This is a genomic window from Mesorhizobium sp. B2-1-8, assembly GCF_006442545.2.
GTDB lineage: Bacteria > Pseudomonadota > Alphaproteobacteria > Rhizobiales > Rhizobiaceae > Mesorhizobium.
Window position 1 is genome coordinate 3,803,942 of record NZ_CP083952.1, and the last position, 15,607, is coordinate 3,819,548.

The 15,607-nt window shown below is 63.6% G+C and carries 10 protein-coding genes; 6 read left to right on the plus strand and 4 right to left on the minus strand.

Going from position 1 to position 15,607, the window contains the following annotated elements; all coding sequences use genetic code 11:
- Nucleotides 1-37: 37 nt before the first annotated feature.
- Entirely contained in the window at nucleotides 38-817 is a 780-nt protein-coding gene (locus FJ970_RS18590; protein ID WP_140757569.1) for an SDR family oxidoreductase, read from the minus strand.
- 151 nt (nucleotides 818-968) lie between these two features.
- Here FJ970_RS18590 and FJ970_RS18595 point away from each other — a divergent pair, with 151 nt between their 5' ends.
- Nucleotides 969-1,751: a UDP-2,3-diacylglucosamine diphosphatase gene (locus FJ970_RS18595; protein WP_032936358.1), complete on the plus strand. Its 783-nt coding sequence runs from the start codon at nucleotides 969-971 to the stop codon at nucleotides 1,749-1,751.
- 103 nt (nucleotides 1,752-1,854) lie between these two features.
- Nucleotides 1,855-3,069 carry an MFS transporter gene (locus FJ970_RS18600; protein WP_140757568.1) on the plus strand — a complete coding sequence of 405 codons (1,215 nt, stop codon included), beginning with the start codon at nucleotides 1,855-1,857 and terminating at the stop codon, nucleotides 3,067-3,069.
- On the opposite strand, the gene dgcA is transcribed toward FJ970_RS18600, so the two are convergent.
- Nucleotides 3,040-4,023, minus strand: a complete 984-nt coding sequence (gene dgcA / locus FJ970_RS18605; protein ID WP_140757567.1) for an N-acetyl-D-Glu racemase DgcA — start codon at nucleotides 4,021-4,023, stop codon at nucleotides 3,040-3,042. The genes FJ970_RS18600 and dgcA overlap by 30 nt on opposite strands.
- Nucleotides 4,024-4,100: 77 nt before the next feature.
- Here dgcA and FJ970_RS18610 point away from each other — a divergent pair, with 77 nt between their 5' ends.
- Genes FJ970_RS18610 through FJ970_RS18625 form a run of 4 tightly spaced genes read left to right on the plus strand, consistent with a single transcriptional unit; the run spans nucleotide 4,101 to nucleotide 8,178 of the window.
- Nucleotides 4,101-5,288 (plus strand): ABC transporter permease, encoded by a 1,188-nt coding sequence (locus tag FJ970_RS18610; protein WP_140757566.1) that lies wholly within the window; start codon nucleotides 4,101-4,103, stop codon nucleotides 5,286-5,288.
- 4 nt (nucleotides 5,289-5,292) lie between these two features.
- Nucleotides 5,293-6,102: an ABC transporter ATP-binding protein gene (locus FJ970_RS18615; protein WP_140757565.1), complete on the plus strand. Its 810-nt coding sequence runs from the start codon at nucleotides 5,293-5,295 to the stop codon at nucleotides 6,100-6,102.
- A gap of 14 nt (nucleotides 6,103-6,116) precedes the next feature.
- Nucleotides 6,117-7,490, plus strand: a complete 1,374-nt coding sequence (locus FJ970_RS18620; RefSeq protein WP_140757564.1) for an MCE family protein — start codon at nucleotides 6,117-6,119, stop codon at nucleotides 7,488-7,490.
- A gap of 37 nt (nucleotides 7,491-7,527) precedes the next feature.
- Nucleotides 7,528-8,178 carry an ABC-type transport auxiliary lipoprotein family protein gene (locus FJ970_RS18625; protein ID WP_140757563.1) on the plus strand — a complete coding sequence of 217 codons (651 nt, stop codon included), beginning with the start codon at nucleotides 7,528-7,530 and terminating at the stop codon, nucleotides 8,176-8,178.
- A 38-nt stretch (nucleotides 8,179-8,216) separates the two neighbouring features.
- On the opposite strand, the gene FJ970_RS18630 is transcribed toward FJ970_RS18625, so the two are convergent.
- Complete coding sequence (locus tag FJ970_RS18630; protein WP_140757562.1) at nucleotides 8,217-8,831, minus strand: 3'-5' exonuclease; 615 nt, start codon at nucleotides 8,829-8,831, stop codon at nucleotides 8,217-8,219.
- 124 nt (nucleotides 8,832-8,955) lie between these two features.
- A complete protein-coding gene (locus FJ970_RS18635) occupies nucleotides 8,956-15,456 on the minus strand; it encodes a kinesin (RefSeq protein ID WP_227791841.1) in 6,501 nt (2,166 codons plus the stop codon).
- Nucleotides 15,457-15,607: the final 151 nt, after the last annotated feature.

Genomic DNA, 15,607 nt, shown 5'->3' on the forward strand with positions numbered 1-15,607 from the left:
TGCGAAATCAGGTTGCGCGCCTTCGCAGGCGCGCCGGTCAAAAGGCGCTGACGTAGAGACCGCCATCGACGGGTATGTTCTGCCCGGTCAGATAGCCGGCGTGGACAGAGCACAGGAAGGCGCAGATCTGGCCGAATTCCTCGGGCGTGCCGAGCCGCTTGGCCGGTACGTCGGCACTGATGCGGGTCTTGCGCGCCGCGGCCGCCTTCGGATCCTCTGGCGTACCGGCCTCATGCGGGCCGCGCAGCCGGTCGGTGTCGAGCTTGCCCGGCAGCAGGCTGTTGATGGTCACGTTGCGCTCGATCACCGTGCGCGCCACACCGGCAAGGAACGACGTCAGGCCGGCGCGCGCGCCCGATGAGAGGTCAAGGCCGGGAATCGGGACATAGACCGACAGCGAGGTGATGTTGACGATGCGCCCGAAGCCGCGCGTCGCCATACCATCGATGACCGCCTGCACCAGTTCGATTGGCGTCACCATGTTCTGGGTAACGCCTTCGAGGATTTTTCCACGATCGAGCTCGCGGAAATCGCGAAGCGGCGGCCCGCCATTGTTGTTGACGAGGATGTCGGGTTCCGGACAGGCGGCAAGCAACGCCTTCTGTACCTCCGGCTTCGAAACGTCGCCGACGACTTCCGTCACCGTCACGCCATGGCGCTGGCGCAGCTCCGCGGCGGTTTTGGCGACCAGCTCCGCATTGCGCCCATTGACGACGATGTCGCAGCCTGCTTCGGCCAGCGCCATGGCGCAGCCACGCCCGAGCCCCTTGCTCGAAGCGCAGACGATGGCCTTCTTTCCGCGGATACCGAGATCCATGACGATTTCTCCTTTGATTTGCCCGGCAGGCTAGCGCCAGCGCTGGACCAATCGCAACCGTCATACGGTTGTTGCATGAATCGGGGCATAGGCTGCTCGAAAGCAAGGGTGATCCGCGATGCCAGGCCAAGAGCCCCGCACTTTCCGCAGCATGTTCATTTCCGATGTCCATCTGGGCTCGAAGGCGGCGAAGGCCGATTTCCTGATCGATTTCCTGCGCTACCACGATGCCGACATCATCTACCTTGTCGGCGATATCGTCGACGGTTGGCGCCTGAGGCGCAGCTGGCACTGGCCGCAAAGCCACAATGACGTGGTGCAGAAACTGTTGCGCAAGGCGCGCAAGGGAGCCTCGATCACCTATATCGCCGGCAATCACGACGAATTCGCCCGCCAGTTCCAGGGCGTGCATTTCGGCGGCATCGTCGTTGCCGACCGTGCTATCCACGAAACCGCCGATGGCCGGCGGCTGCTGGTCATCCATGGCGACCAGTTCGACACCGTCGTCCACAACCAGCGTTGGCTAGCCTATCTCGGCGACCATGCCTATGACGCCGCCATGCAGGTCAACCGGGTGATCACGCGGCTGCGACAGCTGCTCGGCCTGCCTTACTGGTCGTTTTCGTCCTGGGCCAAGGTCAAGGTCAAGAAGGCGGTGAACTTCATCGGCTCGTTCCAGACGGTGCTCAGCGAGGAAGCGCGACGCTCGCATGTCGACGGCGTCATCTGCGGGCACATCCACCATGCCGCCATCGAAAGCTATGGCGACGTGCAATATATCAACACCGGTGACTGGGTGGAGAGCTGCACCGCCGTGGTCGAGCATTTCGACGGCCGCATGGAAATCCTGACATGGGCGCATATCCTGCCTGAAGCGCCTGACGAGCCCTTCATCCCGATGCTCATCGAGGACAGGGTAGTGCAGGCCGCCTGAGGCGGAAGCCGGCCCTGAACTTTCTGGTGCCAATCGACTGGTCCAGCCGGTTTCGCCCGGTTTTTCCTCATGTTAAGGATCGGTTTGCGCCTTGGATCGATTCATGCCGCTGCCACCGCTTTCGCCCGAACAACTCGTGAAGCCGAGCCGTTTTGAGCTGCGCATGAGCCTGATCTTCGGCACGTTGTTCATATCGCTTGGCACCCATTTGCCCTATTTCCCGCTTTGGCTGCAGGCTAAGGGATTTCACGCCGAACAGATCGCGGTCATCCTGTCGGCGCCGATGTTCCTGCGCGTTGTGACGACGCCGCTGCTGACGACGCTCGCCGATCGAGCCAGGGACCGCGCCGATGTCTATGTCGTGCTGGTCGCGGCCTCGCTGCTGCTCTCCGCGGGGTATTTCCTGACACCGACCTATGCGACTGTGCTGGCAGTGTCGTTGTTGCTGACCATTGTCTGGACGCCGCATTCGCCGATCGCCGATTCGCTGGCGCTTTCGGGCGTGCGCCGCTTCGGCTCCAATTATGCGAGCATGCGCAAATGGGGGTCGATCTGCTATCTCCTGGCCAATGTCGCGGGCGGCTTCATCCTGGCGGCCAGCGGCCCTCAAGCCGTTCCGGTGATCATATTCCTTGCCCTTGGCGCGGCACTTGTCGCAGGCCTCATGGCGCCGCGCCTGGGGCGGCCGCGCAAGGCATCGCCGTTGTCGGCGGCGGAAATCCAGCACGCGGCGCCGGGGCTATTCAATGCTTATTTTCTGTATTTCACGCTTGGCGTTGGCATCATCACCGCCAGCCATGCCTTCCTCTACGGCTTCGTCTCGATCTACTGGAAATCGATCGGCATCAGCGATTCCCTCGTCGGTTTGCTATGGGCATGGGGCGTGGTGTCCGAGGTCTGCATGTTCCTGTTTTTCAATCGCATATTCGCCTCCGTACCCGTCGTCCGGGTCATGCTCATTGCCGGAATCGGTTCGATCGTGCGTTGGATCGCTTTTCCGCTGGTGTGGCCGCTCGGCTTTGGCGTCGGCGGCTTCTTCGCCGTGCAGTCGCTGCATTCGGTGTCTGTCGCAATGGTGCTGATCGGCCTGCAGAAGATGATCGCCGAGACCGTCTCCGAAGAGCGCACGGGTGCCGCGCAAGGCGTTGCCTACTTCTTCAACGGCTTCTTCATGGCCGCCGTCACGCTTGTGTCCGGTCCGCTCTATGACCGCCTTGGCGTCGACGGGTTCCTGGCGATGATCCCGATCGCGATCATTGGCCTCGTGCTGATCGGGCTTGCCGCACGCTCAGCCCCACAACGCCCGATCCGGGGGTGAGACGAGCGATCCCTGGTAAACGAGGCCCGGCACACGATCCCGGGCAAGCAGCAGCGGACCGTCGAGGTCGACGAAATCGGCTCCTTGCGCGAGCAGCACCGCCGGCGCCATTGCCAGTGACGTGCCGACCATGCAGCCGACCATGACGCCAAAACCCAGTTCACGGGCGCGGTCGCGCAAGGTGAGCGCCGCTGTCAGCCCGCCGGACTTGTCGAGCTTGATGTTGACGGCGTCGTAGAGACCGACAAGCGCTTCGAGGTTGCTTGCTTCATGAACGCTCTCGTCGGCGCAGATCGGCACCGGATGCGCTATGTGGCGCAGAATGCCGTCCCGGCCCGCCGGTAGCGGCTGCTCGATCAGGGCGATTCCCTGTTCGGCGGCAAAGGCGAAGTTGCCAACAATGTTGTCGTCGGTCCAACCCTCATTGGCATCGAGGATCAGTCGGCTCTCGGGCGCGGCCTGTCTCACCGCCCGGATGCGGGCGATGTCGTCGTCGCCGCCGATCTTGACCTTGAGCAGCGGCCGGCCGGCATTGGCGCGAGCCTGTGCCGCCATCGCCTCGGGTTCGCCGAGCGACAGCGTGTAGGCGGTCTCGAGTTGATGCAACGGGGCCGGCCAGATTGCGTCCGCCACCGGATTGCCGCTGATCTTGGCTTCAAGGTCCCAAAGGGCACAGTCTATGGCGTTGCGCGCCGCTCCGGCAGGCATTGCGTCAAGCAGTGCGGTCCGGTCCATCCCGCCGGCGATCCGGTCGCGCATCGCCTCTATCGCGTCACGGACATCGTCCATGGTCTCACCATAGCGCTTATAAGGAACGCATTCGCCGCGCCCGCTATGACTACCCTGGCTGATCGTGCAGGTGATCACCTCGGCCTCGGTCTTGGAGCCGCGCGAAATGGTGAAGGTTCCGGCGATCGGAAACCGCTCGGCCTCGACCGAAATGACACGCGCCATATTTTTCTGCTCCGGCTATGCGAGAAGGGTTGTCGGCAAATCGACAAGGTCGGACCCATCAGGTTAAACAGGACGCCATGTTGACCATCGGCAAACGCGACGCAAGCGGCACGGCCGCCTCGGGGGCTGACCACGACCCGCGCGTGGCGGTCGGCGAGGAGGGTGATGTCCTCGGCTGCGCGTTCTCCGGTATCTGGACGACACGGACCGTGGCATCGATCGACGCCGACATGCGCAAAATCGAGAAGCGAAGCGGTTTCAAGACTTTGGCGCTCGATCTTTCGAAAATCGAGAAGATCGATACCGCCGGCGCCTGGCTGATTGACCGGCTGGTCAGCGCCTTCGAGAAGAAGAACGTCGAGGTCCGGCTGCAAGGCCAGAGCGAGATCGCTTCCATCCTGCTCGACGCGGTCAACGAAGCTGTCCGGCGCGAACCCGAATCCGGACCGGCGCGGCCGCCAAACATCGTCATTCGGGCGCTGGAGGCGGTTGGCCGGCGCGTCTACGAGATGCGCGACGATTTCCTCGCCTCGATGAACATATTGGGTGCCACCATCCGTGGCGCGCAGATGAAGCTCGGCCGCGGTCATGCCGTCAACCCTGCGGCGATCTTCAACCAGATCGATCGCATGGGCGTCGGCGCGATACCCGTGGTGGTGCTGATGTCGGCGATCGTCGGCGCCATCGTTGCCCAGCAGGGCGCCTATCAGCTCAGCTATTTCGGCGCCGACATCTTCGTCGTCGATCTCGTCGGCGTGCTGATCCTGCGCGAACTCGGCGTGCTGATGACGGCAATCATGATCGCCGGCCGCTCAGGCAGCGCCATCACCGCCGAAATCGGCTCGATGAAGATGCGCGAGGAGGTGGACGCGCTGAAGGTCATCGGCCTCAATCCGATCGGCGTCCTGGTCTTCCCACGTCTGGTTGCCCTGGTGATCGCCTTGCCTTGCCTGACGATCATCGCCAATTTCGCCGCACTCGGCGGCGGCATTGTCGCCGCCTGGCTCTACTCCGATATCCCACCCGCCGCATTCATCGACAGGTTGCGTGTCGCAATCGATCTCAGCACGATTTTCGCCGGGCTGATCAAGGCGCCATTCATGGCGATGATCATCGGCACGATCGCCTCCGTCGAGGGAATGAAGGTCGGCGGCAGTGCCGAATCGCTCGGCCAGCACGTGACCGCTTCGGTGGTGAAATCGATCTTCGTCGTCATCATCCTCGATGGGCTTTTTGCCATGTTCTACGCAGCGATCCAGTTCTAGTAACATGGCAAAAGGCAACGGAGTCACGAGTGAGGTGCCGGACGAGAGCGAGATCGTGCTTTCGGTGCGCGACGTCACCGTTGCCATCGATGACAAGCTGATCCTCGACAAGCTGTCGCTCGACATCGCGCGCGGCGAGATACTGGGGTTCGTCGGTGCCTCGGGCGCGGGCAAGTCCGTGCTGTTGCGCACCATTCTCGGGTTGATGCCCAAGCAGTCGGGAACAATCAAACTGTTCGGCGTCGACGTCGACAAGGCAAGCGATATGGAGCGGCTGCGCATCGACATGCGCCTTGGCGTGCTGTTCCAGCATGGTGCGCTGTTTTCGTCGCTGACCGTGATGGAGAACGTGCAGGTGCCGATGCGCGAATATCTCGATTTGCCCAGGAAGCTGATGGACGAGTTGGCGCTGCTCAAGGTCGAACTTGTCGGGCTACCGCCGGACGCGGCCCTGAAATTCCCCTCCGAGCTCTCTGGCGGCATGATCAAGCGTGCCGCCCTTGCCAGGGCGCTGGCGCTCGATCCGGACATCGTCTTTCTCGACGAGCCGACATCAGGCCTCGATCCGATCAGCGCGGCCGAGTTCGACGAGCTCGTCGTCAAGCTGCGCGACACCATGGACCTGACCGTTTACATGGTGACCCATGACCTCGACACGCTGTTTACCGCCTGCGACCACGTGGCGGTGCTCGGCAAGAAAAAGGTGCTGGTCGAAGGCACTATCGACGACATGCTGAAGAGCGAGGAACCGTGGGTGAAATCCTATTTCCGCGGAAAACGCGCCCGGCAACTTGATCTTGCCGCACGTGCATAGCCATAAGTGAAGCAATGGAAACCAGAGCCAACTACGTCATTGTCGGCATTTTCACGCTGGTTGCGATCCTGGCGGCTTTCGGCTTCGTCTATTGGACGGCCGCGATCGGCAACAGGGGTGAGACGACGCTGCTTCGGGTGCGCATTCCGGGCTCGGCCTCTGGTCTCGGCCGCGGCAGCTTCGTGCTGTTCAACGGCGTCAAAGTCGGCGACGTCAAGCGCGTCTATATCGACGTCGACAATCCGACCGTCGCCATCGCCGACACCGAGATCGACCGGATGACGCCGATCACCAAGTCGACGCAGGCCGATATCGGCCTTGCCGGCCTCACAGGGCAGGCCAATATCGAGCTCAAGGGCGCCGACCCCAAGGAAGTGAAGCTGCTCGACCAGGCCGAAAAGGAAGGCAAGGTCGCCGAGATCGTCGCCAATCCATCGGCGGTGACCAATTTGCTGCAGACGGCGCAGAACATCTTCACCCGCGCCGACAAGGTGCTGACGGAGCTGGAAGGCTTCACCAAGGACGTCCGCGGGCCGCTGACGCAGACCGTGCACAACGTGCAGACGTTTTCCGATGCACTGGCCAGGAATTCCGACGGTATCGACAAATTCCTGTCCGCCGTCAGCGCGCTGTCCGATGAGCTGAAAGGCGTTTCAGGAAAGCTCGACGGCACGCTGAAGGCGGCGGAAGGCCTGCTCAACGCGGTCGACAAGGACAAGATCAAGAGCATCGTTGCCAATGTCGATACGGTGACGGGGAACCTCAAGGAAACCTCGCGGCAGCTCGACGGTGTGATCAAGAACGTCGATACGGCGGTGGGATCGGTCAACGATTTCGCCAAGCAGACGCAAGGCACACTGGCCAAGGTCGACGGCGTGCTCGACGGTATCGACCCGGCGCAGGTCCGCACGGCCCTAGCCAACATCCAGAAGGCCAGCGACAGCGCCAACAAGGCGGCAGCCGATATCGCGCAGGTGACCGGCAAGATCGCCAATCGGGCCGACGACATCGACCAGACGATCAAGGACGCCAGGCACCTGGCGCAACGGCTCAACGACGCCTCGGTGCGGGTCGACGGCATCCTCGCCAAGGTCGACAAGCTGCTCGGCTCGGGCCAGGCCGACGGCGTGTTGGCCGACGCAAGGGATACGCTGAAATCGTTCAAGCAGGTCGCCGATACGCTGAATGCCCGCCTTGGGGTCATCACCGACAATCTGGCGCGCTTCTCCGGTCAGGGGCTGCAGAATGTCGAGGCGCTGGTGCAGGACAGCCGCCGCTCGATCAATCGCATCGAGGAGGCGGTGACGGATCTCAGCCGAAATCCGCAGCGCATCCTTTCGGGTGGCGAAGGCGAGGTTCGGCAGTTCGACGGCAGGGCGCGGCGTTGACTTCGGCGCCGGCCCGCCGCAAGAACATTGCTCGCGAATGCGGGTTGATCTTACGATCCGGGGACAACGGGGATCACGCGTGACTTTGAGTAGGCTTGGAACGGGCGGGTTGAAATCAGCCGCGGCGCTGCTTGTCCTGGCGGTTGCCGGTTGTGCGGTGCTGGGCGCCAAGCCGACACCGCTCGACACGTTCGAACTGTCAGCGCCATCCGTCGACGCGCATAGCCATAGCCGCAAGCAAATCCTGATCGCGCAGCCTTCGGCGCTGAAGGCGCTGGACAGCCAGAACATCGTCATCAAACCCTCGGATCACTCGATCCAGTATTTGAAGGGCGCGCAATGGGCCGACCGCCTGCCGCTGGTCGTGCAGGCGCGGCTGGCCGAGACGTTCCAGCGCTCGGGCAGCTTTGCCGGCGTCGGGAAGCCGGGCGAGGGGCTGGCGATCGACTATCAGGTGATCGTCGAGGTCCGGTCCTTCGAAGTGCGTGTCGACGGCGGCGAACATGCCGAGGTCGAGCTGTTCGTGCGCGTGCTCAACGATCGAAACGGCGAAGTGAAGGCTTCCAAGAGTTTCACTGCATCGGCACCGGTATCGGGCAGCGGCAACCCGGCCTATGTCGGCGCTCTCGACGCGGCCTTCGGCGATGCTGCCAAACAGATCGTCCGGTGGACCGATTCGGTGATCTGAGCGTCAGGCGCGCAGGGATTCCACCAAACTCTTTCAGGCTACGGACGGTCAAAGACGTCCGGCCGCAGCTTTCCAGTCTTCATCAGGTGCTGCAGGGTGTAAGTCACGGACAGCGCATCGTCGAGCGCGTCATGTCCCTGCAATGGCGGGTGTTCGACGCCGTAGTAATCCGCAAGCTTGTTGCTCGGCGTCCTTGCCAGGTCCTCGATCGGCATGCCGGCCGCGATCAGCAACTTGACCGCGTTGTCGAACCGGTTGGCCGGGATGGAAGGCTCGATGCCCGCGACATAGCAACTGATGGCGATCATGTTCAATTCGTCCTTGCCCCAGGACCAGAACCGAGCCCCATCGGAAAAACGATCGATGCCGGCAAGAGCTTCTTCCAGCTCGACGCCCTCGGCCTCGATGACTTCTTCGGTGATTCCGGTCAGCCTGGTGAAGAACGGATCGAGCGCGTATCTCTCGCCAAATCGGTCGATCGGCCTGATGTAGGCCTTGTGCGTGCCCAGCACGGGGAAGTCGCCTTCGAGGCCGAGCCTTGCCGCGCCGATTTGTGCGATGATCGGATCGGGGTCATGCGCCGCGCACCAGAATCTGCGTTGTGAGCCCTCGAGGCAGAGAAACTCGCAGTCGAAGATGATTGCCGTCTTCACAACTCAGGATCCGGTTCCGGGAAAACGAGACAAAACCCGGATGCGTCTTCCGGGTGGCGACATCAGCGCCTTCAAGAAAAAAGGCGGGAGTCCCCCGCCATTTTCGTTTTGGCTCGTCGACCGCTTAGTGCAGGCGGCCGCTGGCATGGGCCAGCATGGTGTAGACCTTGCCGGTGTCCGACGTGAGATAGGTCTGCGCCATGATGTTGTCGCGGTCGTTGCGCGAGACATCCTTGAGCAGCTTCTCGAAATCGTCGCAATAGCGGTCGACGGCGGCTCGGAATTCGGCCTCCGCCTGGTACTTACGGCGGATTTCGTCGAACGTCTGCTGGCCCTTCAGCGTGTAGAGCCTGCGTGTGAACACGTCACGCTCGCCACGCCGGTAGCGGTTCCACAGCTCGATCGAGGCATCGTGATCGATCGCCCGTGCGATATCGACGGACAGCGAGTTCAGCGATTCCACGACATGCAGCGGCGAACGCTGGGCAGGGGTCGGGCGCGGGGCTTCGGCAGGCGCCTGGGGGGCCGCCGGCTGGAGGTCGGCATCGTTCGACGCGGCGGTCAGCAGATCACGCACCCAGCCGCCTTGCGGCGCGCGGGCAGTGGTGTCGGCGGCACGCTGGCGCGGTGCCGCCTCCGCCGGACGCTCCAGATCGAGCGTGCCACGCAGTCCCGCGCCGCCCAGCGGTGCCTGCGGCGGGCGCAAATCCGCCTGCGGCGGTGCCGGGGCGCGACGGGGCGGCTCGGCGGCCCGTGCGGCCGGTGCCTGCGGGGCCGGGCGCAAGGGGCGCGGTTCCGAGGAGTCGCCGCCACGACCGGATTTCGCAACGATATCCGAAAGCTCCTTCAAGGCGTTTATCTGCTCGGAAACGGCGCGGCGGATGGCCGAGGTCGATTCCTTGGCCTCTTCCGGCATCTCGATGACGCCTTTCTTGAGTTCGGCCCGGGTGAGGTCGAGTTCGCTCTTGATCGAGCCCGCTGTGCGCCGCATTTCCTCGGTCGCATCGGCGAAGCGCTTGGTTGCCGACTCGACGACATCGGTGATGGCGTTGCGGATCTTGTCGGCAGATTCCAGCGTCTTGCCTTCGGCGTTCTGCAGCGTCTGGCCGACGAGGTTTTCGAAAGAACGCATGACCCTCTCGAGATCTTCCGACTTCTTGACCAGGCCAACGGCGAGATCCTCGAGCGACGACTGTCTTTCCAGCGTGTGTTCGAGGTTGCTCTGGGCCGAGCTCAGGAGGTCGGAAGCGCCGGCGAGCAGGCGGCTGTGTTCGTCGAACTTGGTGGCGATCGAGGCGACTTCACGCAAGGTCGACGACGACAGTTCCGTCAGCCTTGTCGTGTTCGAATCGACCAGACGAGCCGAGCTGGCAAAGGTCTGCGCCGCCTTTTCGGTGGTCGCCGCGAAGCTTTGCGTGCTGCCGGTCAGGCGTTGGTCGACCTCGCCGAGGTTGACCGCGGCCTGCTCGATCAGCTGACCGAGCTGCGAACTGGACTTGGTCATACGGCCGATGAGATCGGCGACGCTGTCGGACAGCGACGAACGGGCGCCTTCGACCGCCGACAGGGTTTCGGCGGTACGGTTGGCGAGCGCGTTGACCAGGGTCGCATTCTCGCTGCGCAGCTTCTCGGTCGCGCGTTCGGTGACCTCTTCCATGCTCTTTTGCAGTTCCGAGCCGCCCTGGGCGAAGCGCTCGACCAAAGGCCGCGCGGTTTCGTCGAGGATCTTCGACATCTCGGCGGACCGCGCCGCGAGCATGGTGTTGAGCTCGCGGGTGTTGGCGCCGATCGTCTTGGCGGCGTCGTTGGTGCTCTGGCCGATATGCTGGCCGACCGCGGTGAAGGTCTCCGCGATCACGTTGGCACGCGATACGAGTTGCGCCTCGGCGGTCGATACCTGCTCGTTGAGCTTCTGGCCCATCGTCTCGGCAGTGTAGGCAAGCCGGTTTTCGACACCGGCGATCTGCTCTTCGACCCGGGCGGCCGCAGCCGCCGCGCTCGACGCGAGACGCTCGTCGGCGCCGGCAAGCGCCTGCTCGATTTCGCGGGCATGCACGGCCAGTTCCTGGCCGGTCTGGCGCGCGCGATCGGCGACCCTCTGTTCGGTGCTTGCGAAGGCGCCGACAATGGTCTGCGCATGCTCGCCGATCGTCGAGGTGCTGTCGGCGATGCGCGAAACCAGGCGCTGGTCGGCGTCGTCGAAGATGCGGGCGATTTCGGATGCCCGGCTGGACAGCGCGTCCGAGCCTTCGGCGATGCGCGAGACCAAGTGCTGGTCGGCGGCATCGAAGATGCGGCCGAGATCCGACGCGCGGGCGGCGAGCGCCTCGGCGGATTCGCCGATGCGCATGCCGAGCCGCTGGTCGGCGCTTTCGAAGTTGCGCAGGATGTCGCCGGCGCGGGCGGCCAGCGACTGCGCCGTCTCCACGGCCCGGGCGACGAGCTTCTGGTCGGCCGCGTCGAACGTGCCGGCAATCTCGCTAGCGCGGGCGGCAAGCTGATCGGCGGCCTCCTGAGCCCGAGCGGCCAGTTGATCAGTGGTTGCTTGTGTGCGGGCGGCCAGCTTCTGGTCGGCCATATCGAAGGCGCCGGCGATCTCGCCAGCGCGAGCGGCGAGCTGATCGGCGGTTTCATGGGCGCGGGCCAGCAACGAGCTGGAGGTGTCGTCGGCGTGGGCGAGCAAGGCGTTCGTCGTATCTTCCGCACGGGCGTGGAGGCGACGATCGGCCTCCTCGAAAGTGCGGGCAATGTCTTCGGCCCGTGCCAGCAGGGCAGCGGACGTCTGTTCTGCGCGCTCGGCGATCTTGCGATCGGCGTCGCTGAAGGCCGCCCCCGCCTGTTCGTGCAGCGTGCTGGTGACTTCCAGCACCTTTTCGCGCAAGGCGCCGGCGACGAAGACCGCGCTCTTCTCGAGCACGCTGCGAACGTTGTCGACACCGGTCGACAGCGCGCGCTCCATGGTGCCGGCGCGTTCCTCGATGATGCCGGTCTGGCGGCTGAACGCCTGCTCGATCTTGTCGACATCGGCAGCGATCGCGGCGGAAATGTCCGTGCTCCTGGCGGCGATCTGGTCGATGTGGCCCGACAGCGAGCGATCGACGTCCTTGCGGGTCTCGGCGAGCTTGCCGAGATCGTCTTCCAGCGCGCGGCTGAGCATATTGCGGCCTTCGGACAACTTGCCGACATGTCCGGCGATGATGTCGTCGATATCGCCGCGGCTTTCGGTCAGCTTCTGCAGGTCGGCTTCGAGAGCGCGCTTGAGAATGTCGCGGCCTTCGGCCAGCTTCTCGACCTGGCCGGCGACCAGACCGTCGATGCTGGAGCGGCTTTCGGCCAGCTTGGCAAGATCGGCCTCCAGCGCCCGCTTGAGGACATCGCGGCCTTCGGCCAGCTTCTCGACCTGACCGGCGACCAGACCGTCGATGCTGGAGCGGCTTTCGGCCAGCTTGGCAAGATCGGCCTCCAGCGCCCGCTTGAGGACATCGCGGCCTTCGGCCAGCTTCTCGACCTGACCGGCGACCAGACCGTCGATGCTGGAACGGCTCTCGGCCAGCTTGGCAAGGTCGTCCTCAAGGGCCTTCGACAAGGTCGAACGCTCCTGGACAAGCCGTTCCGCATGGTTGTTGACGTGTCCGCTAACGGTCAGCAGGTCGGCCTCGAGAGCTCTCGACAAGGTCGAACGCTCCTGGGCAAGCCGCTCGGTGTGGCTGTCGACGTGGTTGCCGACAGCTTCGAGGTCGGCTTCCAGCGCTTTCGATAGTGTCGAACGCTCCTGGACAAGCCGGTCCGAGTGGCTGTTGACAAGGCTGTTGACGGTTTCGAGATCGGCCTCCAGCGCACGGGCGAACTGGGTGCGGTCGTCGACCAGTTTCTGGGACTGATCGGCAACGGTGTTTCTGACCGTGTTGAGGTCGGCTTCCAATGCGCGGCGCAGGATGTCGCGACCTTCGGCGAGTTTCTCCACCTGGCCGGCGACCAGCCCGTCGATGCTGGAGCGGCTTTCGGCCAGCTTGGCGAGATCGTCCTCCAGCGCTTTCGACAGGGTCGAGCGATCCTGAACCAGCCTGTTCATGTGGTCGGCGATGACGCTGTTCACATTCTGCAGATCGGCTTCCAGAACGCGCGAGAGCTGTCCGCGATCCTCCGCCAGTTTGTCCGACTGGCTCGATATGACGTTCTTGATTGTGTTGAGATCGGATTCCAGGGCGCGCTTGAGAATGTCGCGGCCCTCGGCCAGTTTCTCGACCTGGCCGGCGACCAGACCGTCGATGCTGGAGCGGCTTTCGGCCAGCTTGGTGAGGTCGGCTTCAAGCGTCTGCGACAGCAGGCTACGGTCTTCCGCCAGGCGCCCGGAATGGCTGTCGATCAGGCCACGTATGCCCGACAGGTCGCTTTCAAGCGAACGGCCTAGCTGCGTGCGGTCTTCGGCCAGCTTTGCCGAATGCGCCTCGATGAGGTTCTTGATACCGGCAATGTCGTTTTCCAGCGCCTTGGCGAGCACCGCGCGGCCCTCGGCGATCTTCTCGACCTGGCCGGCGACGAGGCCGTCTATGTCGGCGCGGCTGTCGGACAGTTTGCCGAGATCAGCTTCCAGCGCACGCGACAGGATGTTGCGGCCTTCTGCCAATTTTCCGACATGTCCGGCGACCATTTCATCAATGATCGTACGAGCTTGCACCAGTTTACCAGAGTCTTCGTTGAGAGCCAGAGAGAGCCGGTTGCGGCCTTCCTCCAATCGTTCGAGATGGCTGCCGAGCGACGCATCGATGGCGGCGCGCGATTCGTTGACCTTGCGCAGATCTTCTTCGAGCGCACGCGCTATCAGGCTGCGGCCTTCGGCCAGCTTCTGCACCTGATTGGTCACGGCGGCATCGATGCCGGCGCGGCCCTCGGCGAATTTCTCCAGGTCCGCCTCCATGGCGGCAGCCATGCGCTCGCGGCTCTCGGAGAGCTTGCGGCTGTGGTTTTCGACGGCTTCCTCGATGCCGACGCGGGCATCGGCAAGCCTCTGGATATCGGCGTCGAAGGAACGCGACACGACGTGGCGGGCTGCCTCCATGCGGCCGGCGAAATCGCTGGCGCGCGCTTCGAGCATGGATGAGGTCGAGGTGACGATGTCGGCCATGTCGGTGCCGATCTGGGTCTTGCCCTGATCGATCATGGCCGACAACGTGTCCTTGCTCTCGGCGAAGGTGTGGGCGATTTCACGCGCACGCTCGACCAGCGTTTCGTTGATCTGGCGGGCACGGGCCTCAAGCGCGGCATTGAGCTTCTGCGTGCCGGTATCCAGCGCTTCCGCGCGGGTCTGGAACTCGCTGATCAGCGCCTGGCCGCGTTCGGCCAAGGTACGCTCGATGCCGTCGAGGCTAGCCTCGAACTCGGAATTGAGGGTGCGCGCGGCGCCGCCGAGCAGCGACACCATGCCGGTGGTGCGGTCGTCGAGCAGGTCGGTCAACGAGCGGGTCAAGCCGTCCGTGGTGTCCGTCAGCTTGGCGATACGGGTGTCGAGCAGGCTGGCGAAAGCCTCGCCGGAGGTCGAAAGCCGGTCGGTGATGTTGTCGAGGCGGCCCTCCACCGAGTCGAAGATCGACAGCGAGCTTTCGTTGATGCGGTCGATCAGCGTGTCGCCGGAATTGGTGATCGTCATCGACAGTTTGGTCGACGCATTGAGGATGCTGTCGCGGATGATGTCGCTTGCCGCGCCGATTTCATCGCGCAACGTCTCGTGCGCGCCGGAGATCGAGGCGCGGACGCGTTCGGCATGGGTGACCACCGCTTCGCGTTCGCTGCCCAGTCCGTCGACCAGCGACCTGATCCGGGTTTCGTTTTCCGAATAGGAGCGCTCGATCTGGTTGACCTCGCTGTGAACCAGCGTTTCCAGTTCCACGGCACGGGCAAGGGTGCGTTCGATGCCTTCACCCATGGCGGCCACCTCGCGGCGGACGGCCTGGCCGATCATCATGACGCGATCCTGAGCCATGTTTTCCGGCTCGGTCAGGCGGAAGGCCACTTCCGTCATCGATTGCGCGGCGATGCGCATGTCCTGGGCGCGGCGAATCATCGCCGCGAAGGCCCAGAACAGGATGACGGGCACGATTGCCGCGACGGCCAGGCCGATCAGTTCGGGGCGGGCAAAGAACTGGTCCAGCGTGCCTATCCGCCAGATGCTCGGTCCAAAAAGCAGGTTGGCCAGTCCGCCGGCGCCGGCGATCCAGGCGAGCGAGACAAAGGCGATGACCCAGTAGATGGTGTTGGAGGCGCGCCTGTTCAGGCTGTGCAGAAGGGTCTTGTAATCTTTCTGGCGATCGTCGTTGGCTGGCGCGAAGCCGGCGGGCTGGCCACCATTGCGCGTCTCTACCGGGCGAAGTTCGGCCGGCTTGGCCTTTGGCGCGGGCTTCTCGGCCTGAGCCTGATTGACGACGGGCGCCGCCGGCTGCTGATTGCGTCCCTCGCGTGCCAGCTCGTCGGCGGCCTGCGATATCTGCGCTTCCAGATCTTCCATCGAAGCCGCGATATCGAGGTCGCCACTGTCGGTATCGCCGCTCAGGTCGAGATCGAGCGCTTTTTCGAGTTCCCTGGCTACGTCGCTGTCGAGATTTCTGGTCGTATTTGGTTTCTTCGCCATGCCTTCGCTACCCTGTACTAGCTGCCGCGGGGGCTTATAATTCTGTTTGTCTTACCCCCGCGCAGGAGGCTGAAAATGGACCCTCGTATCGTAATGACACAGGGGGGTAAAGAAAACATGCATTCCGCGGGATACGTAAAACTTTAAATAT